Here is a 17,942-nt window from a genome sequence, read left to right on the forward strand (position 1 = left end):
TCGCCGGCAAGCTGGCTCCTGCGGCAGGTTCTGCCGGCGAACAGGTTCTCAATCGTCACAACAGCAACTGCTGCTCTTGCCCTGGGGCGTTGCCTGGTAGCGATCGTGGTGCCGGACCCAGCCCATGATCTGCTCTTCGTTGCGCCCCTTGGGCGTCAGGTCGAGGAAGTTGTAGGCCCCCAGCAACAGGTCCAGCCCGCGGGCATAGGTGGAATAGGTGTGGAATATCTCACCTTGCGGGTTGCGGTAGAACACGCTGAGCCCGGGCAACTCCTGCTCATCGCCACTGGCCTGTTCGTAGTTGTAGCTGGCAGTGCCCTGGGCCAGTTGCTCGGCGCTGAGGCTGACGCCGAAGTCCTGGTTGAAGTCGTCGCCGGCGCTGGAATACCAATCGAAATGCCAACCCATGCGCTGGCGAAAGGCCTGGAACTCGGCATAAGGGGCGTGGGAGATGGCCACCAGCGCTACATCGTGGTGGGCCAGGTGCTGGTTGGCGCCATCGAAGTGGTCGGCGACGAACGAGCAGCCCTTGCAGCCTTCCTCCCAACCTTCGGCAAACATGAAGTGGTAGACCAGCAGTTGGCTGTGGTCGCCAAACAGATCGGCCAGGCCCAGCGGGCCATCGGGGCCATGAAACTGATAGGGCTTGTCGATTTTTACCCAGGGCAGCGCCCGGCGTTCGGCGCTGAGCTGGTCGCGCTGGCGGGTAAAGGCCTTTTCGTGGATCAGGTGCTGTTTGCGGGCTTGCAGCCATTGTTCCCGGGAGACCACGGGATGCTCGGTAACGGACATGACATCTCTCCTCAAGGCAGTGGGGGCGATGGGTCTTACACACGCTAGTCGTTTGGCGCTGGAGTGGATCGACAAACCGCCCAGCGGTTTTCCGATCAGGGGGCGGCGGCCTGGGGTGGATTTCCTGAACGGCTGAATGGCCTGCCGGTCACAACGTGTGAAGGCATTTCATTCTCTTGTCTGGAGGTTGAATCAGGATGACGACTTATAACTGGGATCTGATCGAACGACTGCTGCACGAAGTGCAGAACGGCGCCGGCCACAGCTTCACTCCGCGACCCTATGCCGAGCAGCATGCGGCGGCCAAGGCGGCGGAAGGCGAGCCCACCGGCAATCTGGATGACCTGAAAGTCACCGCCACCGAGTACGAAAAGTTACTGCTGGACCGTGGCTTTATCGAAAGCCGGCCGGAAGAGGAGGGCGGCAATGGCGAGAACTTCGTGCTCACGCCCCGTGGTTCCAGCCTGCTGTGCCTGATCGACAGCAGCATCCCGGGCAATGATCACCCGCGCCAGGTGCTGGATGAGCAGGCCGATGCGCTGGATCCGGCGACCTTCGATCAGGTGGCCTCCAAGGCCCAGATCGCTTAGGTTGCACCTAGCCCTGGCGGGCGTTCTGCAGGCATTTGAGCTCGGCGAAGTCCTTGCGCACTCCGTCGATTTTCTTCAGCAGGCGCTGGCGCTGGGCCGGGGTGCTTTGTGCCATCAGGTCCACCAGCAGGCTGCGTGCGGCCTGTTCGGTGTGGGCGTAGGCCTGGCGATAGTCCGGCGTCCATAAGCTCTCGCGGTGTACCAGCAATTGCTCGATACGTTGTGGGAAATCGCTGTTTTGCCGTTGCTCCACGGCCGCGCTGAATTGCGCCTGCCAGTGGGCTCGGTTGGCGATCCACTGCTGGTTCTGCTCGCCCAGGCTGCTGGACCATTGTTCCACCCGTTGCTGCTGGCTCGGGCTTAGGGAGCCGAGCCAGACGTTCAAGCGCTTACTCATGCGTTGGCTGCGCTGCTCTATCTGTTGCGCCAACGGCGGCTTGAGGTATTGCTCCTGGTGTTCCTGCAGGTCCTTGGCGAAGGCGGAATTCATCTCTTTGACTTGCTGGTCGTTCAGACCCTGGAGCAGCTCCACGGCGGACGGGGCGATCTGCCGGGCGGTTTCGGCGATGGCTTGCTTGGCTTCCCGGGTGCGCTCTTGCAAGCCCTGGTCGCTGACCTGGTTGTTCTGCACCATCAGTTGCAGGCGGTCGAGCCAGTCCAGGTAACCTGGGAGCTGGGTGGTGCAATGCCAGCTCAGGTGCTGCTGCAAGCGCTGGTTGAACCAGCTCTTCTGCTCGCTGTTCATGTCCAGGTAGTCGTTGAGGTTCCAGGGAATGATCACATCCAGGTTGCGATAGGCCAGGCCGACCCGGCTACAGGCGCCCAGCAGCAGGCTGATGATCAGGAGCGGAATGAGGAGGTGCCAGCGGCGCGCCATGTTCGAGTCCTTGCGAGTGCGGGTTGCTGTATCTGAACCCTGAAGGCGCCTCGCAGTTCAGACGTTCAGTAGAACGCCCGTTCGGCCTTGAAGGTGAGCAGGCCGTCGCATTGCGGGTTATGCCCGGAGTAGGCGCTGCAGTCGTTGCCGCTGAGGCTGGAGTCACTGTAGATCAGGTTCAGGTCGATCCCCAGCCAGGGGCGCGAGAGCTTGATCGACCAGTCATTGAAGCCGGCCACGTAGCCGCCGTCGGCGATCGAGACGCCATTGTTCAGTTGATGGGTGGTGTATTTGACGCTGACGCCAATGCCGAACGGTACGTTGCCGCCCAGGTCAGCGAACAGGGTGCTGTTGCGTTTGTCCGGGTCATTGCTGAACGCCGCGCCGAAGCGGCTGCCGAGCAGGGTCAGGCCGCCGTAGAATTCCTGGCTGTCCTGGGTCCGCAACTGCGGGTAGTTGTAGTGGATCATTCCCAGTTCGTAGCCCAGGGTCTGGTCGAAGGGCTGCTTGAAGCCCAGGTAGGAATCCACCTCCAGTTTGCTGGAGGGGCTCAGGCCCATGCTGGGGGCCCACTGGCCGGCATACCAGCCACTGTCGTGGCTCAGGTCGAGGCCGCCGTGGAACGAGCCGCTGGAAGACGGCTTGACCAGGCCCTGGGCCATGCTGCGGCTGGGGCTGGTGCCCAGCTTGAGGTCGAAATCCCCCAGCTCGCGCTGGAAGATTTGCCCATGGGCAATGGGGCAGGCCAACAGCAGGCTGCAGGCCAGCAACGCGGATTTGAGCATGCAGCACTCCCTGAACTGCGCGGAGCGACAACCTGAAAGGCGGCTGAAACGATTGATCTAGAGGGGGTAAAGGATACCGGCGAATGCCATTGGCTGAAGGCCGTTCGTCGATTTGCTGGTAGTGGGGAGGAGAGCGGGTGCCAGTCCTAGCGCTTTGAGGGCAAAGCGCTAAGGGACCAGGATAATGCGCGGGGGAGTTACTTCTTGCCCAGGCTGATCTGCTTGGACGGGCCGAAAGTCTGGCCGCTGACGCCTTTGGCGATCTGCTGGATTTCGCCGCCCGATTTCAGGAACGCTGCGATCTGTTCGTTGATCGATTCACTGGTTTCAACGGCGGGAGCTGGTTTTGCTTTGCTGTTGGAGGCTTTTACTCGCATGGCGGCCATTTAACCTTTCGGGAAAATTAATTTGGCCAGGCATCTTATCAGAAATACTTGACAATTGCTTGGTAAATATCCCCTGGAACAGAAAGGCGCTTCCTGCTGTTTTTCCTAAGTTTATTTTTCGGATATTTTCCTAAGTCGCTGTTTTAACTAAGGACCCATCGAAAAAAATGCCCTCTCGCTGTGCTCCGCAAAGGCTCGATGCACGGCTGTTTGCCTGACGAGCGGCCGGTTGAGCGCCGGGAACGCCAGAAAAATCAAGGATTTCGTGGCCGGCGATTCAGGAGCGTCAACGCAGGCCTGGAAAACAGGTAGAATGCCGCCCAAGCAATGAGGGTATTGGAAATGGCTTTAGTCGGGCGCTACAACAGTTTGCAAGTGGTTAAACACACTAACTTTGGTTTGTATCTGGACGGTGGGGCAGACGGCGAAATATTGCTGCCCAATCGTTATATCCCCAAGGACATTCCCAGTGAAGATGAAGACTGGCTGAATGTTTTTGTTTACTTGGACAGTGCTGACAAGTTAATCGCAACTACCGAAAAGCCGAAAGTTCAAGTTGGTGAGTTCGCCAGTCTTAAAGTCGTCGAAGTTAACAGTATCGGGGTGTTCCTGGACTGGGGGCTGCCCAAGGATCTGCTGCTGCCGTACTCCGAGGAAAAGCGCCAGATGAACGCCGGCGAATACTGCGTGGTGCATGTCTACCTGGACAAGCACACTCGCCGTATCACCGCCACGGCCCGTCTGGACCGCTACCTGGACAAGACGCCGGCCAACTACAAGGCCGGCCAGGAAGTCGACTTGCTGGTGGCCGAGTCCACTGACATGGGCTTCAAGGCCATCATCAATAACAAGCACTGGGGCCTGATCCACAAGAACGAAGTGTTCAAGTTCCTGCGCTCGGGGATGCAAGAGAAAGGTTTCATCAAGGAAGTGCGCGCCGACGGCAAGATCAGCCTGAGTTTGCAACCTGTCGGTGAACAGGCGGCCACCAGCCTGAACTCGAAGATCCTCGCCAAGTTGCGGGAAAACGATGGCTCGCTGGCGGTCAGCGACAAGAGCGATCCGGCCTTGATCAGCAGTTTGTTCGGGGTTAGCAAGGGCAACTTCAAGAAGGCCATCGGTGCCCTCTACAAGCAGGGCCAGATTGTCATTCACCCGGATCGTATCGAGCTAAGCTGAGACTCACTTCACGCGGCGGGCGAGGCTTATGAAAACCACGCTGGTTGCCTGGCTCACCACCTTGCTGGCGTTCCTGCTACTCGACGCGCTCTGGCTGGGGCTGATGATGGGCGAAACCTACCGGACCCAGTTGGGGGCGCTGCTGCTGGAACAGCCACGGCTGTTGCCGGCAGCGCTGTTCTACCTCCTCTACGTTAGCGGTTGCCTGCTGTTCGCCGTGCGGCCCGCCCTGCAGCAGGGCGGCTGGCGCCGGGCTGCGTGCCTGGGGGCGCTGCTCGGGCTGGTGGCCTACGGCACTTATGACCTGAGCAACTGGGCGACCTTGCAGGGCTGGTCGGCTTCCCTGGCGCTGCTGGACATGGCCTGGGGCATGCTGGCCAGTGCCCTGGCCTGCAGTTTCGGCGTCTTCTGTGCCTGCCGCTGGGCGCCTGGCGCAAACGACGGGAACTAGGTCTGCTCCAGGGGACCCGTCAGGCGCGGCGGCAGTTCTTTATTTCGGGTAGGGGTCATGTCATTGAATCAATGTGAGGTACGGCGGTGAGCATCGAACGGCGCAACGCCGATGGGTTTGCCCTGCAGGTGATGTTGGGGCTGTGCCTGATCTGGGGCGTGCAGCAGGTGATGATCAAGTGGGCCGCGGCGGACATCGCGCCCATCATGCAGGCGGCAGCCCGTTCGGGGATCTCGGCGCTGCTGGTGGCTGTACTGATGTGCTGGAAAGGCGGCTGGTCCCAGGTTTCCAGTACCTGGCGCGGCGGCTTGCTGGCCGGCGCTCTGTTCGGCCTGGAGTTCCTGTTTATCGCCGAAGGCCTGAAGCTCACCAGTGCCGCGCACATGTCGGTGTTTCTCTACACCGCACCGATCTTCACCGCCCTTGGGGTCAATTGGCTGTTGCCCAGCGAACGCTTGCGGCCCTTGCAATGGTTGGGGATCGTCCTGGCCTTTATCGGCATCAGCATTGCCTTTGCCGGCGGGATCTCCCTGGACAACCTGGACCGGCGCATGCTCCTGGGCGACATTCTGGGATTGCTGGCGGGGCTGGCCTGGGGCGCGACCACGGTGGTGGTGCGGGCTTCGCGGCTGTCCGAGGCGCCAGCGACCCTGACCCTGTTCTATCAGTTGATCGTCGGTTTCGTCGGCCTGTTGCTGATCGCCGTGCTCAGCGGCCAGGTGACCCAGGTCAGCCTGACGCCGGTAGCGGTGGCCAGCGTGTTGTTCCAGGGGCTGGTGGTATCGTTCTTCAGCTACCTGACCTGGTTCTGGCTGCTGCGGCGTTATCTGGCGGCGAACCTGGCAGTGTTTTCCTTCATGACCCCGATGTTCGGCGTGACCTTCGGCGTGCTGTTACTGGACGAGCCCTTGAGCCTCAACTTCGTGCTGGGGGCAATGCTGGTGCTGCTGGGTATTACCTTCGTCAGCGCCGAACAGTGGCTGCGGCGGCGGATCCAGCGCTTGTTGTAGCCCGCGCTTCACGAGACGACCGCACAGCGCTGTGCCCTTGGTCGCAGTTGCCAGAGCAGGCTGGCGCCGATCAGCAAGCCGCAGCCCGCCACCACCAGCGCCAGTTGCAGGTCGCCGCTGAAGTGGCTGCTCAGGGCGGCCAGCAACGGGCCGCTCAACTGGCCCACGGCAAAGCAGGCAGTGAGCAGGCCGGCGTTGCGCTGGGCCGACTGCGGTGCCAGCTCCCGGGAGCGCTGCATCACCAACTGCATGCAGGCCAGGAACGGCGTGCCGCACAGCAACACGCCCAATACCAGCCCCAGGCCACTGCCCAGCAGGCAGGCAAAGACCCCGGCGGCCTGCAGCCACAAGGTCGCCATCAGCCATTGCCGGGTGCTGTGCGGGGTGTGCCGACGCAGGCTGGCCAGGGCCACGCCTACGGCCGCGGCCAGGCCGAAACCGGGCCAGAACAGGTCGGCCTGCCACTGGCCCTGGAAGCGCGCATTGGCCATCTGCGAAAGGAAGGTCGCGGGGATGATGTAGCCCACGCCATACAGGGCGTAGACCAGCCCCAGGCGCGCCACGCTGTGCTCAGTGGCGCAGGCGCTCTGCGTTTCGCCACTGGGGCGCGCCGAGGCCGGGGGCAGGATCGGCAGGATCACCAGCAGCATCAACAAGGCGACCGCGGCATACAGCAGCCACAGGTTGGCCGAGCTTTGCCCCAGAAGATTGGAGCCCAGGGCCAGTAGCCCGGTGAGCATGATGCCCAGCCCCGGGCCGGCGAACACCAGGGCCCCGAGGCGTGGCCGCCCCGCCGCCTGGGCCAGGGGTTGGCTCAGCGCCGTGATCATCACCAGCACCCAGGCGCTGGCCACCCCGGTGCCGAAGCGCAGCAGCAGGTGCGGCCAGAAGCCCTGGGCCCAGAACGAGGCCAGGGTCAGCAGCACGCACAGCCACAAGCCGCCCAGCAGGCGCAGGCGCACCTGGGCCGGACGCCGGGCGAACATGGCGTCCAGGGCTCCGAGGAAATAGCCCAGGTAATTGGCGGCGGCAATCAGCCCGGCGGCGGTCAGGTCGACCTGGCCTTCGCTGATCAGGTGCGGCAGTTGCGGGGTCAGGGCGAAGCGGCCAATGCCCATGGCCATCATCAGGGCAATGAAGCTGGCGAGCAGGCGGAGCAGGGGAGACATGGTCGGCTTTCCATCGATGGGGACAATGACCGTCAGGCTAGGACTGATTGACTTTCTTTAAAAATGAATAATATTGAGTAACTTGTTCAGTTTTGGAGAAAGTCATGGAGTTCAGCCAATTGCGCATCTTCCAGGCCGTGGCCGAGGAAGGCTCCATCACTCGCGCCGCCGAGCGCCTGCACCGAGTGCCGTCGAACCTCTCGACCCGGCTCAAGCAACTGGAGGAGCAACTGGGGGTCGAACTGTTCCTGCGCGAGCGTCAGCGCCTGCAGTTGTCGCCGGCGGGCAAGGTGCTGCTGGATTACGCCGCGCGCCTGTTCGCCTTGCACGACGAGGCCCATGCCGCGGTGCAGGGCGGTCAGCCGGCCGGGGAGTTTGTCCTGGGCACCATGTACAGCACCGCGGCGATTCACTTGCCTGCGTTGCTGGCGCGTTATCACCGGGCTTATCCGGCGGTGAACCTGCAGGTGCAGTCCGGGCCCAGCGGCGAGTTGCTCGAAGGCTTGCTCACCGGGCGCCTGGATGCAGCCCTGGTGGACGGGCCGCTGGAGCTGGCAGGCCTGGATGGCGTGCCCCTGTGCGACGAGACCCTGGTACTGATCAGCGAAGCCGACCATCCGCCGGTGCGTACGGCCCGGGACGTGGAGGGCCGTGCGGTGTTCACCTTTCGCCAGGGATGCTCCTATCGCATGCGTCTGGAATCCTGGTTTGCCCACTACCACGCCGCGATGGGGCGGGCCATGGAGATCGAGTCCTATCAGGGCATGCTGGCCTGTGTGATCGCCGGTTCCGGGGTGGCGCTGATGGCTCAGTCGATGCTCGACAGCCTGCCGGGGCGCGAAAGCGTGGCGGTGCATGCCCTGGCCGAGCCTTTTGCCCGTGCCACTACCTGGCTGATGTGGCGCAAGGGCATGGTCGGGGCCAACCTCAATGCCTGGATCGAGCTGCAACAGGGCGCTGGCGTGCAGCTTGCGCAGCAGGCGCGGGCCCATGCTTGAGCACCCGATGGCCATTGGCTTTAATCCAGTAACAGTTCATTGCCATTGCGCAGCAGCGCGCTGGAAAAGATAGGGCTATTATCTGCTTGAGGCGGCGCAGTATCGCCGCTCGGCACGACCCTGAGGGGGCACTATGAAAGACAAACTGCAAAGCTGGCTGCACGACCTTGGCGTCGCACTGGGCCTGATCGAGCCACCGCTGCAACCGGTGCCGATTCCTACCGACGAAGAGCTGCGGCGCCGTCAACAACGTCGTCGCTGAAGCAGAGGCGAGAGCGGAGTGCAGGCTCCGGCTCTCGCGGATGTTTTCTAGCCGGCAGTCGCTGGGCCACAGGCCTGGGGCAATCGGGTCAATCCTGGTTTTGCCGGGCCTTTTCCAATAACCATTGCACCAGGTCATCCACCCTTTCCAGCTGCCCTAGCGCTCGCTGCTCTTCACGGGGCAAGACACCCAGGTCGAACCTGTCCTCCAGGCGCCACAGCAGCGCCTCGATATCATCCCTGTCCAGCCCCAGTTCAGAGAGACCGCTCTGGTCATCGAAATCCACAGGCTCATCCAGCCAGTGGCGAATGAGCAGGTGCACTGCCGCGCGCGCTTGGGCCCGATTCATCTGCGTTGCTCCCGATACGACAGCAGGTCAGGCGGGACGGGCAGCGTCGGCGCGGGTCTTTTCCAGGATGAACAGGCTCAGCTCGCTGATGCTGCTGATTCGATACAGGTCGCGGTCGGGATCCAGGCGAATGTTGAACTCTCGCTCCAGGCTGTGCAGCAGGGCCTTGAGGTCCAGGGAGTAGGTGTCGTGTTCGCGGGCCTGGCAGGGCGGGGTTGGCCACTTCTGGGCCATTTGTGCATCGATGGCATGACGGATGCTTTGCTGGATGGAGAAACGGTCCATAAACACCTCGGGGCAGGGAGAGGCTCTTATTGTTTTATGACCCCATCCAAGGGTGAAGCGATAGCGTGCACTGAGGCGGCCAGCGATCCTTGTACTGTTTCCCTGCGGGAACAGTCGTCGCTGGATCTGAGTACAGCACAGGTTTTTTTCCGGCGGGGTAACCATTCGTCCATTCATGGCCCTGACGAAAATGGCTGCGGGCTTTGCCCGTCGGTGCCGTGAGGCTTTTGCCAGGCGAAAAAAAACGGGTGCGGCCACCGACGCCGCACCCGTCGAAGAAAAGCTTCAGACCTCCGGCTTCACGTCAGATTGCGTTGGCCAGGGGCGCAGGGCGCCGGGAAGCCAGGCTCACCACCACGAAACTCACCAGGCCCACGGCCAGGCTGTAGTAGATCGGTGTGTTGGCATCCAGGCCGTCCTTGAACATGAAGGCCAGAGCCGTGACGAAGCCCAGGCCCATGCTGGCGATAGCGCCGGCAGTGGTGGCGCGTTTCCAGAAAATGGCGCCGATCAGCGGGATCAGCATGCCGCCCACCAACAGGTTGTAGGCCAGGGTCAGGGCGCTGATCACGTCGTTGACCACCAGGGCAATGCCCAGCACCACGATGCCGGTGAGGAAGGTGAACAGGCGGTTGATCCCCAGGCTCGATTGCTTGCCGCCGCGCAGCCTTGGCAGCAGGTCTTCGGTCAGGGTGGTGGAGGCGGCCAGCAGGCCGGCGCTGGCAGTGGACATCATGGCGGCCAGCGCCGCAGCGATCACCAGGCCACGGATGCCGTCCGGCAGCGAGGCTTTGACGATGGCGGCAAAGGCGTTGTTGACGTTGTCCAGGTCCGGCAGCAGAACATGGGCGGCCATGCCGATCAGGGCGCAGGCCAGGCCGTAGAGGATGCAGTAGAAGCCCGCCAGGGTGCCGGCGTATTGCGCGACTTTCTCGGTCTTGGCGGTGAACACCCGTTGCCAGATGTCCTGGCCGATCAGGATGCCGAAGAAGTAGATCATGAAGTAGGTGATGATGGTGTCCCAGCCGATGGCGGTGAAGCTGAAACTGGACGCTGGCAGCTTGGCCACCAACTCATCCCAGCCGCCTACGCGGTACAGGCAGATCGGCAACAGGATGAACATCAGGCCCACGGTCTTGATCACGAACTGGACGATGTCGGTCAGGGTCAGCGACCACATGCCGCCGATCGCCGAGTACACCACCACCACGCCGCCTCCCAGCAAAACCGAAACCCAGAACGGCAGGCCGAACAGCACTTGCAGAACGGTGCCGATGGCGAGGATCGAAGTCACCCCGATCATCAGCGCGTAGGCCAGCATGATCACTGCGCTGGCCTGGCGGGCCATGGGGTTGTAGCGCTTCTCCAGCACCTGGGTGACGGTGAAGATGCGCAGCTTGAGCAGCGGCTTGGCCAGCAGCAGGTTCAGGGCAATGATCCCCGCCCCCAGGGCGGCGCACAGCCAGAAACCGGAAATGCCGTGGACATAGCCCAGGCGCACGGTGCCGACGGTGGAGGCACCGCCCAGGACCGTGGCGGCCATGGTGCCCATGTACAGGGTGGGGCCCAGGTTGCGGCCGGCCACCAGGTAGTCCTCGTGGGTCTTGGCCTTGCGCATGCCGTAGTAGCCGAGTACGAGCATGCCGGCGGCATAGATGAGTACGACAAATAGATCTAAAGCCATGGTGGCGTGTCTCCGATTATCTTTTTTATGTGAAACAAACGGTTCATGCAGGTGCTGGCTGCTCAGCGAAGGCGGGGTCAAGTCTTGTGCAAGACCCAGGGGCTCTATCGCGAGACGGGCCGCTCCAGGAGGTTATCCGGGCAGTAGCGCGCGACTTGCCAGCAGCCCGCTGGTACAGCGGCTGGCCATGCTGGAGTGCGCAGTTTCGAGAGTGGCGATGGCGGTGCTGGCCAGGCCGGAGGGTAGGCGAAACAGGTCGCAAGGCCTGGTGTCGCGCTGGTGCTCGAGGATCTGTCCGATCCTGTTGGTTGCGATGTTGCTAGGGGTTTTTTCTTTGTTGTTATTCATGATCTGCTCCGATCACATTGGCTAAGGGGGTGGCAGCCCTTCCGGCACAGCGGACAAATGGTTGTGACAGGCCAGCCAGAGGCCTTGTTGTTTTGTGCGAGACCCAATGGTTTCGCGTTCCTGGCTGAAGTCTTGCTCCCCTTGCATGCGCAGCTTCGTGGCTACGTCATGAGTCAATCCGGCGCCGTCCCCCTGTGGGCGGACGACGGCGTTGTCCGGGATGCGTCACCGCACCTCGGAACCATCCTTGGCCCCTTATCGGCCCGGCTAATGCCTGGCAGGCATTGCGCAACAGCAGCCGAGGACGGGGTAAAGATGAAGCGGGTAGTACCGCTTTGCGCCGCAAACGGTCTGGCGGCGCGCAGCATGTGCTGAGTCTCAGCGATGGGCGACGCCAGGCAGTACGCAGAGCATTTCGTACAGCAGGTTGGCGCCCAGCAGCGAGGTATTGCCGGTGGTGTCATAAGGCGGCGAAACCTCCACCAGGTCGCAGCCCACCAGGTCCAGGCCCTGGCAGCCACGGACAATCTCGATGGCCTGGATGGTGGTCAGGCCACCGATTTCCGGGGTGCCGGTGCCTGGGGCCCAGGCCGGGTCGATGCCGTCGATGTCGAAGCTCAGGTACACCGGGCCGTTGCCGACTTTCTCGCGGACTTCGGCCATCAAGGGCTCCAGGGATTTGTGCCAGCATTCTTCGGCCTGGACCACGCGAAAGCCCTGCTTGCGGCTCCAGTTGAAGTCTTCGGCGGTGTAGCCCTGGGCGCGCAGGCCGATCTGCACCACGCGGTCGCAGTCCAGCAGGCCTTCTTCCACGGCGCGGCGGAAGGTGGTGCCGTGGGCGATTTTCTCACCGAACATGTGGTCGTTGACATCGGCGTGGGCATCGATGTGCACCAGCCCGACCTTGCCGTGTTTCTTGTGGATGGCCCGCAGGATCGGCAGGGTGATGGTGTGGTCGCCGCCCAGCGTCAGGGGAATCACGTTGTGTTCGAGGATGCCGTCATAGGCTTCTTCGATGATGCGCACCGCGTCCAGCAGGTTGAAGGTGTTGATCGCTACGTCGCCGATGTCGGCCACCGACAGCGAGTCGAACGGGGCAGCACCGGTGGCCATGTTGTAAGGGCGGATCATGACTGATTCGGCACGGATTTCCCGCGGGCCGAAACGGGTGCCGGCACGCAGCGAGGTGCCGATATCCAGGGGCACGCCGACGAACGCAGCGTCCAGGCCGGCAGCGGATTGCAGATGGGGAAGACGCATCATGGTGGCGATGCCGCCGAAGCGCGGCATTTCGTTGCCGCCCAGTGGTTGGTGGAGAATCTTGTCCACGGGATAGGCCTCATCGTTGTTTTATATTTATGGGGTCGACGGCGCAGCGAATCCTGCCCGAGCAACCGAGTGGGGCCGATTCTGCGAAATGTAGTGCGGGGAAAGAATCGCTACGAACAAATACTTAGTTCAGATTTTTCTAAACTAATGGCCGATGGCGCGCTAGACTCCCGCGCTGCTCCCCGGGCCCTTGGTGGCGAGGGAGCTTGCTCCCGTCCGGTGGTGCAGCCACCGTTATCCGGGTTGCAGGGTTGGATTGAAAGCGGGCATGGAGGCCATCGGGGTTGCTTTGCCGCTCGGCGAGAACCCGCACCCTCGCCGCAGGGACGTTATCGTTTTGCCTGTTATCGGAGCCTGTCATGGCCAACGCTTTACCTGATCTGAAACTATTGCGCATCTTCGTCAGCGTGGTGCGGCATCAGGGGTTCGCCAACGCCCAGCACGAACTCAATCTTTCCACCTCGGCCATCAGCACCTACATGAGCCAGCTGGAGGCATCCCTGGGCCTGGTGCTCTGCCACCGTGGCCGGGGCGGTTTCAGCCTGACCAGCAAGGGCGAGCTGTTCCACCAGGAAACCCTGCGCCTGCTGGGCGAGCTGGAAGGTTTCGAACAGTACGCCGCAGCCCTCAAGGGCGAGCTTCGCGGGACCCTGAACCTGGGGGTGATCGACTCCACGGTGAGCGATAAGGCCCTGCCGTTCGCCGAGGCCATCGGCGCCTACAGCCAGGAGCATCCGGCGGTGCACCTGCACCTGTCGGTGATGAGCCCCCACGAGTTGCAGCTGGGGGTGCAGGACAATCGCCTGGACCTGGCCATCGGTGCCTTTTCCACGCGCATGAGTGGCCTGGTGTACATGCCGCTGTACCGCGAGCAGCATTGGCTGTATTGCAGCAACCGTCACCCGCTGTACAGCGAGCGGCGCATTCCCGAGCAGGTGATCACCCAGCAACGCATGGTCGGCCGCGGCTACTGGAGCCAGGCCGAACTGGCCCGGCACGGCTTCAAGCACAGTGCGGCGACGGTGGAGAGCATGGAGGCGCAGTTGATCCTGGTGCTGTCCGGCGCCTACATCGGCTACCTGCCGGAACATTACGCCCAGGCCTGGGCGGACAAGGGCGACTTGCGGGTGCTGTTGCCGGCAACCTTTGGCTACCAGGCGCCGTTCTCCATGATCATGCGTCGCGGACGCGGTCGAGAGCCGCTGATCCAGACCTTTCGCGACCTGCTCAAGGCGCAGCTCAACCAGTCATAAGGAGGTCCCATGTCTCGAGCACGCTGCGAGCGTTGCCTGCGCCCTGCGGGCCATTGTCTGTGCCCGCTGATTCCCCAGCTACCCAGCCGCACCCGAGTGCTGTTGTTGCAGCATCCCAGTGAGGTCAATCATGCCTTGAACACCGCACGTCTGGCGGCGTTGGGGCTGAACAACGCCGAACTGGTGGTGGGGGAGGTGTTCGAGGAGCTGCCGGCGTTGCTCGACCAGCCCGGATATCGAGCATGCCTGCTGTTCCCGGCGGATGATGCCCGGCCATTGCAGGCCTATGCCGAGACGGATGTACCGCTGCTGCTGGTGGTGCCCGACGGCACCTGGCGCAAGGCGCGCAAGTTGCTGCACCTCAATCCGTTGCTGGCGGCGCTGCCAAGGGTGACCCTGGCGACTGGGGTGGAGTCTCGCTATCGCCTGCGCAAGGCCCCGGGGCCGGGAGCCTTGTCCACTGTGGAAGCGATCGTTCAGGCATTGCAGGTACTTGAAGCTCCTGCTTCGTTCGAGCCGCTGTTGCGGCCTTTCGAGGCCCTGATCGAAGGGCAGATTGCCGCGATGGGCGAAGACACCTACCAGCGCAACCACGCCAAATCCTGACCGCTCCCGAATCTGGCGCCGCTGCCGCAGGTGGCGATGGTGCGCGGTGGCCCCGCTCTTGCCGGCCACCCCACAAACCTTCAGGAGCGCCGCAGGGTCTTCTGCCGCAGGATATAGAGACTCACCAGCACTGCGCTGGTCAGCATGAAGCCCCGGGCCCAGGGCGATGGCACCAGGTAGCAGGAGAAGCCGATGCTCAACCACATCAGGCCGATGGCGTAGACCTTGCCCTTGAGCGGAATGCCGTTGCCGTCGAGATAGTCGCGGATCCACGGACCCAGGCGCGGGTGTTGCACCAGCCATTGGTAGAAGCGTGGCGAGCTACGGGCAAAGCAGGCGGCTGCCAGCAGCAGGAAAGGCGTGGTAGGCAATACAGGAAGGAAGATACCCACTACCCCCAGCGCTACGCTCGACCAGCCGATGGCCAGCAGAACGTAACGCCATAGCAGGGGGCGTTGGCCTATGGGCTTGGCCATAGGCAACGACTCAGTGGTGGCGCGGCTTGAGCAGCGCAGGTTTTTCGTCGGGGGCGTTGCACAGCAGGTACAGCGCGGTCAGCGCTTCCGGGATCTGCACGATCATGTCGTCCATCAGGTTGGCATCGCTGGCGATGTCGGAGAACTCCGGCTGTTCATCGAACAGGCCGGAACCCACCATGATCGGCAGCAGCATCTCGCTGACTTCTTCCTCGGCGGTTTCGAACCAGGCCGCTTCACGCAGGAACACGCCTTCCATGAAGCCGATGCACCAGCCGCGCAGGTCGGAGTCGTCCGGGTCCTCGCCCAGGTCGAGTTCGCAGGGCAGCTCGAATTCTTCGTCGGAAGCCAGTTGGCGGGCGATATGCGCCTTGAGGGCCAGCAGGGTCGACTCGATGGCTTCGCGTTCGGCGTCGTCACGGTAGTGCGGCTCTTCGGCGAACAGGGCGTCGATCCATTCACGGTCCGGAACGCTTTCCGAGCAGATGGACAGCGCGGTCAGGTAGCCGTGAGCGGCCACGTAGTCCAGCGCCTCGTCGTGCAGATCATCTGCATCGAGGAAGACTTGCAGGCGGGTTAGTTGCTCAGCGAAGGACATTGACGGCTACCTTGGGGAATAAACGATGCTGAATTCTAGGCTTTCTTGCGCGCTCAAGCCAGCCGCGGTGCCGATTTGAGCGGTTCTAAAGGTTACCAGCGGTCCATTGTCGGTGCCCTCTGCCGGGAAGGGGTCGGGTATACTCGCGCGTTTTGTGATGCCCTGCAGGCTGGCCGTCCGCTCCGGACAAGTCCGCTAACGCAAATGTCGGTGAAGCGTGCCGGCTTTTCGTCCAGTCTGCCCCCAGGGATTTCAGCGATTTTTGGAGTTTTTCATGCTCGAACAGGCTCAACGCGTCCTCAAGGACATCTTCGGCTACGACAGTTTCCGTGGTCGCCAAGGTGCGATCATTGAGCGCGTGGCCAGCGGCGGCGATGCCTTGGTACTGATGCCCACCGGTGGTGGCAAGTCGCTGTGTTTCCAGGTCCCGGCGCTACTTCGCGAAGGGCTGGCGGTGGTGGTTTCGCCGCTGATCGCTCTGATGGACGACCAGGTTGCGACCCTGGAGGAACTCGGTGTCGCGGCGGCAGCCTTGAACTCCACCCTCAGCGCCGAGCAGCAGCGTGACCTGGCCGCGCGCATCCGGCGCGGCGAAGTGAAGATGCTCTACCTGGCCCCCGAGCGCCTGGTCCAGCCGCGCATGCTGGCGTTTCTGCAGAGCTTGGAAATCGCCTTGTTCGCGATTGATGAAGCCCACTGTGTGTCCCAGTGGGGCCACGACTTCCGCCCCGAATACCTGCAATTGGGGCAGCTGGCGGAAATGTTCCCCCAGGTGCCGCGCATTGCCCTGACCGCCACGGCTGACAAGCGCACCCGGGAAGAGATCGTCAATCGCCTGCACCTGCAGGACGCCGAGCGTTTTCTCTCCAGCTTCGACCGGCCGAACATCTTCTATCGCATCGTGCCCAAGGAGCAGCCACGCAAGCAGTTGCAGGCCTTCCTCAACGAGCGGCGCAGCGATGCCGGGATCGTCTATTGCCTGTCGCGCAAAAAGGTCGACGAAGTGGCTGCATTTCTCTGCGAGCAGGGCTTCACCGCGCTGCCCTACCATGCCGGGTTGCCCAATGAGCTACGGGCCTATCACCAGAAGCGCTTCCTTAACGAAGAAGGCCTGATCATGGTGGCCACCATTGCCTTCGGCATGGGCATCGACAAGCCCAACGTGCGCTTCGTGGCCCACATGGACTTGCCCAAGTCACTGGAAGCCTACTACCAGGAGACCGGTCGCGCCGGTCGTGACGGCCTGCCGGCAGACGCCTGGATGGCTTACGGGCTGCAGGACGTGCTGATGCTCAAGCAGATGCTGCAGAACTCCGAGGGCGACGAGCGCCACAAGCGTCTTGAGCAGCACAAGCTCGATGCGATGCTGGCCCTGTGCGAGGAAACCCGTTGCCGGCGCCAGACCCTGCTGGCCTATTTCGATGAAGACATGCCGCAACCCTGCGGTCACTGCGACAACTGCGTCGATGGGGTACAGACCTGGGACGCCACCGAGCCGGCACGCCAGGCGCTGTCGGCGATCTATCGCACTGGCCAGCGCTACGGTGTCGGTCACCTGGTGGATGTGCTGCTGGGCAAGGACACGGAAAAGGTCCGCAGTTTCGGCCATCAGCACCTGTCGGTATTTGGTGTCGGCAAGGCCCGCAGCGAAGGCGAATGGCGCTCGCTGTTCCGCCAGCTGGTGGCCCGCGGCCTGGCCGACATCGATCTGGAAGGTTATGGCGGCCTGCGCCTGAGCGACAGCTGCCGCCCGCTGCTCAAGGGCGAAGTGACCCTGGAGTTGCGTCGTGATCTCAAGCCGCAAACCACCCCCAAGAGCAGTACCAGCCAGGCCAGCCAGTTGGTACGGGGCGAGGAGCGCGAGCAGTGGGAGGCGCTGCGGGCCCTGCGACGCAAGCTGGCGGAAGAACATGGGGTGCCGCCTTATGTCATTTTCCCTGATTCCACCTTGCTCGAAATGCTCCGCAGCCAGCCCGGCTCCATGGCCGAAATGGCCGAGGTCAGCGGCGTGGGTGCGCGCAAGCTGGAGCGTTATGGCGCAGCCTTCCTCGAAGTCCTCGGCGGCGGTGTCGAGGCGCCGAAAGTGGTTGCCGACCTGCGCCATGAACTGATCACCCTGGCTCGTGCGGGGATGACCCCGGTGCAGATCGCCGGCCAGTTGCAGTGCACGGAAAAGAACGTCTACACCCTGCTCGCCGAAGCCATCGGCAAGCAGCAGCTGTCGCTGGAGCAGGCCCTGGACTTGCCGGAAGACCTGCTGGGAGAGATCCAGGATGCGTTCCTCGACGGCGAGGGCGAGTTGCCGCCAGTAGCCGAGGTTATCCCGGTGTTTGCCGGAAGGGTGCCGGAAGGGGTGCTGTATTGCGTACGTGCGGCCTTGGAGTCGGAGTTTGAAATGTGAAGGGGTGCGTCAATGTTGTAACGATTCAGTCCCTTACAGGCCTTGCCTCCGGGCAAGGGGCATGCTTAGCTGACTAATAATTAGTTTTTCTTTATTTTCAGTCTGATCATGAGT

Annotated in this window: 21 protein-coding genes and 1 pseudogene; 9 read left to right on the plus strand and 13 right to left on the minus strand. The window is 62.6% G+C overall.

Annotated features, from left to right (window positions below; translation table 11 throughout):
• Positions 1 to 48: 48 nt before the first annotated feature.
• The gene (locus tag AC1RMG_RS11240; RefSeq protein ID WP_053149676.1) at positions 49 to 792 is read right to left on the minus strand and encodes a DUF899 domain-containing protein; all 744 of its coding nucleotides are present in this window, start codon (positions 790 to 792) and stop codon (positions 49 to 51) included.
• 197 nt (positions 793 to 989) lie between these two features.
• Here AC1RMG_RS11240 and AC1RMG_RS11245 point away from each other — a divergent pair, with 197 nt between their 5' ends.
• Complete coding sequence (locus tag AC1RMG_RS11245) at positions 990 to 1,382, plus strand: hypothetical protein (protein ID WP_011059899.1); 393 nt, start codon at positions 990 to 992, stop codon at positions 1,380 to 1,382.
• Positions 1,383 to 1,389: 7 nt separating this feature from the next.
• Here the strand turns inward: AC1RMG_RS11245 and AC1RMG_RS11250 are convergent, their stop codons facing one another.
• From AC1RMG_RS11250 to AC1RMG_RS11260, 3 genes are all read right to left on the minus strand, one after another.
• Positions 1,390 to 2,259, minus strand: coding sequence for a DUF6279 family lipoprotein (locus AC1RMG_RS11250; protein ID WP_493169228.1), 870 nt, complete (start codon positions 2,257 to 2,259; stop codon positions 1,390 to 1,392).
• A 65-nt stretch (positions 2,260 to 2,324) separates the two neighbouring features.
• Entirely contained in the window at positions 2,325 to 3,044 is a 720-nt protein-coding gene (locus AC1RMG_RS11255; protein WP_065363342.1) for a TorF family putative porin, read from the minus strand.
• Between the two features lie 197 nt (positions 3,045 to 3,241).
• Positions 3,242 to 3,430, minus strand: coding sequence for a PFL_1563 family small protein (locus AC1RMG_RS11260; RefSeq protein WP_016962619.1), 189 nt, complete (start codon positions 3,428 to 3,430; stop codon positions 3,242 to 3,244).
• A gap of 342 nt (positions 3,431 to 3,772) precedes the next feature.
• On the opposite strand from AC1RMG_RS11260, the gene AC1RMG_RS11265 reads away from it, so the two are divergent.
• The 3 genes from AC1RMG_RS11265 (at position 3,773) to AC1RMG_RS11275 (ending at position 6,070) form a co-directional block, all read left to right on the plus strand.
• Positions 3,773 to 4,609, plus strand: a complete 837-nt coding sequence (locus AC1RMG_RS11265) for a CvfB family protein (RefSeq protein WP_493169231.1) — start codon at positions 3,773 to 3,775, stop codon at positions 4,607 to 4,609.
• 28 nt (positions 4,610 to 4,637) lie between these two features.
• Entirely contained in the window at positions 4,638 to 5,060 is a 423-nt protein-coding gene (locus AC1RMG_RS11270) for a DUF2177 family protein (RefSeq protein WP_493169233.1), read from the plus strand.
• A gap of 86 nt (positions 5,061 to 5,146) precedes the next feature.
• On the plus strand, positions 5,147 to 6,070 hold the full coding sequence (locus AC1RMG_RS11275) for a DMT family transporter (protein WP_053150154.1): 924 nt from the start codon (positions 5,147 to 5,149) through the stop codon (positions 6,068 to 6,070).
• A gap of 8 nt (positions 6,071 to 6,078) precedes the next feature.
• Here the strand turns inward: AC1RMG_RS11275 and AC1RMG_RS11280 are convergent, their stop codons facing one another.
• Positions 6,079 to 7,239 (minus strand): YbfB/YjiJ family MFS transporter, encoded by a 1,161-nt coding sequence (locus AC1RMG_RS11280; RefSeq protein WP_011059906.1) that lies wholly within the window; start codon positions 7,237 to 7,239, stop codon positions 6,079 to 6,081.
• Between the two features lie 104 nt (positions 7,240 to 7,343).
• Between AC1RMG_RS11280 and ptrR the strand changes: the two genes are divergently transcribed.
• Together ptrR and AC1RMG_RS11290 are read left to right on the plus strand one after the other, a co-directional pair.
• Positions 7,344 to 8,237 (plus strand): putrescine utilization regulator PtrR, encoded by an 894-nt coding sequence (gene ptrR, locus AC1RMG_RS11285; protein WP_011059907.1) that lies wholly within the window; start codon positions 7,344 to 7,346, stop codon positions 8,235 to 8,237.
• Between the two features lie 133 nt (positions 8,238 to 8,370).
• A complete protein-coding gene (locus AC1RMG_RS11290; RefSeq protein WP_011059908.1) occupies positions 8,371 to 8,499 on the plus strand; it encodes a PA1414 family protein in 129 nt (42 codons plus the stop codon).
• 88 nt (positions 8,500 to 8,587) lie between these two features.
• On the opposite strand, the gene AC1RMG_RS11295 is transcribed toward AC1RMG_RS11290, so the two are convergent.
• The 6 genes and pseudogenes from AC1RMG_RS11295 to speB all read right to left on the minus strand — a co-directional run bounded on the left by AC1RMG_RS11295 (position 8,588) and on the right by speB (position 12,494).
• Positions 8,588 to 8,848: a hypothetical protein gene (locus AC1RMG_RS11295; RefSeq protein WP_011059909.1), complete on the minus strand. Its 261-nt coding sequence runs from the start codon at positions 8,846 to 8,848 to the stop codon at positions 8,588 to 8,590.
• Positions 8,849 to 8,875: 27 nt separating this feature from the next.
• Positions 8,876 to 9,133, minus strand: coding sequence for an acyl carrier protein (locus AC1RMG_RS11300; RefSeq protein ID WP_019093736.1), 258 nt, complete (start codon positions 9,131 to 9,133; stop codon positions 8,876 to 8,878).
• Positions 9,134 to 9,437: 304 nt separating this feature from the next.
• Positions 9,438 to 10,817 carry a sodium:solute symporter family protein gene (locus AC1RMG_RS11305; RefSeq protein ID WP_011059911.1) on the minus strand — a complete coding sequence of 460 codons (1,380 nt, stop codon included), beginning with the start codon at positions 10,815 to 10,817 and terminating at the stop codon, positions 9,438 to 9,440.
• A 132-nt stretch (positions 10,818 to 10,949) separates the two neighbouring features.
• The gene (locus AC1RMG_RS11310; protein WP_072451701.1) at positions 10,950 to 11,165 is read right to left on the minus strand and encodes a hypothetical protein; all 216 of its coding nucleotides are present in this window, start codon (positions 11,163 to 11,165) and stop codon (positions 10,950 to 10,952) included.
• A gap of 21 nt (positions 11,166 to 11,186) precedes the next feature.
• Positions 11,187 to 11,378, minus strand: a pseudogene (locus tag AC1RMG_RS11315) (DUF4440 domain-containing protein); the annotation flags it as partial.
• 165 nt (positions 11,379 to 11,543) lie between these two features.
• Complete coding sequence (speB, locus tag AC1RMG_RS11320) at positions 11,544 to 12,494, minus strand: agmatinase (RefSeq protein ID WP_011059912.1); 951 nt, start codon at positions 12,492 to 12,494, stop codon at positions 11,544 to 11,546.
• Positions 12,495 to 12,853: 359 nt separating this feature from the next.
• On the opposite strand from speB, the gene AC1RMG_RS11325 reads away from it, so the two are divergent.
• The gene (locus AC1RMG_RS11325; RefSeq protein WP_011059913.1) at positions 12,854 to 13,747 is read left to right on the plus strand and encodes a LysR family transcriptional regulator; all 894 of its coding nucleotides are present in this window, start codon (positions 12,854 to 12,856) and stop codon (positions 13,745 to 13,747) included.
• 9 nt (positions 13,748 to 13,756) lie between these two features.
• Complete coding sequence (locus AC1RMG_RS11330) at positions 13,757 to 14,353, plus strand: tRNA-uridine aminocarboxypropyltransferase (protein ID WP_011059914.1); 597 nt, start codon at positions 13,757 to 13,759, stop codon at positions 14,351 to 14,353.
• Between the two features lie 80 nt (positions 14,354 to 14,433).
• Here the strand turns inward: AC1RMG_RS11330 and AC1RMG_RS11335 are convergent, their stop codons facing one another.
• Positions 14,434 to 14,829, minus strand: coding sequence for a YbaN family protein (locus AC1RMG_RS11335; RefSeq protein ID WP_011059915.1), 396 nt, complete (start codon positions 14,827 to 14,829; stop codon positions 14,434 to 14,436).
• A gap of 10 nt (positions 14,830 to 14,839) precedes the next feature.
• The gene (locus AC1RMG_RS11340) at positions 14,840 to 15,427 is read right to left on the minus strand and encodes a UPF0149 family protein (protein WP_011059916.1); all 588 of its coding nucleotides are present in this window, start codon (positions 15,425 to 15,427) and stop codon (positions 14,840 to 14,842) included.
• 274 nt (positions 15,428 to 15,701) lie between these two features.
• Here AC1RMG_RS11340 and recQ point away from each other — a divergent pair, with 274 nt between their 5' ends.
• Positions 15,702 to 17,828: a DNA helicase RecQ gene (gene recQ / locus AC1RMG_RS11345; protein ID WP_011059917.1), complete on the plus strand. Its 2,127-nt coding sequence runs from the start codon at positions 15,702 to 15,704 to the stop codon at positions 17,826 to 17,828.
• The last annotated feature ends 114 nt before the right edge of the window (positions 17,829 to 17,942 follow it).

The sequence above is a fragment of the Pseudomonas sp. GW822-FHT04H02 genome, assembly GCF_058800645.1.

Bases quoted from the DNA above. Each gene is read 5' to 3' on its own strand.
- AC1RMG_RS11245 (WP_011059899.1), top strand. From the start codon at position 990: ATGACGACTTATAACTGGGATCTGATCGAACGACTGCTGCACGAAGTG.
- AC1RMG_RS11340 (WP_011059916.1), bottom strand. From the start codon at position 15,427: ATGTCCTTCGCTGAGCAACTAACCCGCCTGCAAGTCTTCCTCGATGCA.
- AC1RMG_RS11325 (WP_011059913.1), top strand. From the start codon at position 12,854: ATGGCCAACGCTTTACCTGATCTGAAACTATTGCGCATCTTCGTCAGC.
- AC1RMG_RS11335 (WP_011059915.1), bottom strand. From the start codon at position 14,829: ATGGCCAAGCCCATAGGCCAACGCCCCCTGCTATGGCGTTACGTTCTG.
- AC1RMG_RS11260 (WP_016962619.1), bottom strand. From the start codon at position 3,430: ATGGCCGCCATGCGAGTAAAAGCCTCCAACAGCAAAGCAAAACCAGCT.
- AC1RMG_RS11250 (WP_493169228.1), bottom strand. From the start codon at position 2,259: ATGGCGCGCCGCTGGCACCTCCTCATTCCGCTCCTGATCATCAGCCTG.
- AC1RMG_RS11255 (WP_065363342.1), bottom strand. From the start codon at position 3,044: ATGCTCAAATCCGCGTTGCTGGCCTGCAGCCTGCTGTTGGCCTGCCCC.
- AC1RMG_RS11305 (WP_011059911.1), bottom strand. From the start codon at position 10,817: ATGGCTTTAGATCTATTTGTCGTACTCATCTATGCCGCCGGCATGCTC.
- recQ (WP_011059917.1), top strand. From the start codon at position 15,702: ATGCTCGAACAGGCTCAACGCGTCCTCAAGGACATCTTCGGCTACGAC.
- AC1RMG_RS11290 (WP_011059908.1), top strand. From the start codon at position 8,371: ATGAAAGACAAACTGCAAAGCTGGCTGCACGACCTTGGCGTCGCACTG.
- AC1RMG_RS11310 (WP_072451701.1), bottom strand. From the start codon at position 11,165: ATGAATAACAACAAAGAAAAAACCCCTAGCAACATCGCAACCAACAGG.
- AC1RMG_RS11280 (WP_011059906.1), bottom strand. From the start codon at position 7,239: ATGTCTCCCCTGCTCCGCCTGCTCGCCAGCTTCATTGCCCTGATGATG.
- AC1RMG_RS11240 (WP_053149676.1), bottom strand. From the start codon at position 792: ATGTCCGTTACCGAGCATCCCGTGGTCTCCCGGGAACAATGGCTGCAA.
- AC1RMG_RS11300 (WP_019093736.1), bottom strand. From the start codon at position 9,133: ATGGACCGTTTCTCCATCCAGCAAAGCATCCGTCATGCCATCGATGCA.
- AC1RMG_RS11330 (WP_011059914.1), top strand. From the start codon at position 13,757: ATGTCTCGAGCACGCTGCGAGCGTTGCCTGCGCCCTGCGGGCCATTGT.
- AC1RMG_RS11265 (WP_493169231.1), top strand. From the start codon at position 3,773: ATGGCTTTAGTCGGGCGCTACAACAGTTTGCAAGTGGTTAAACACACT.
- AC1RMG_RS11295 (WP_011059909.1), bottom strand. From the start codon at position 8,848: ATGAATCGGGCCCAAGCGCGCGCGGCAGTGCACCTGCTCATTCGCCAC.
- AC1RMG_RS11270 (WP_493169233.1), top strand. From the start codon at position 4,638: ATGAAAACCACGCTGGTTGCCTGGCTCACCACCTTGCTGGCGTTCCTG.
- ptrR (WP_011059907.1), top strand. From the start codon at position 7,344: ATGGAGTTCAGCCAATTGCGCATCTTCCAGGCCGTGGCCGAGGAAGGC.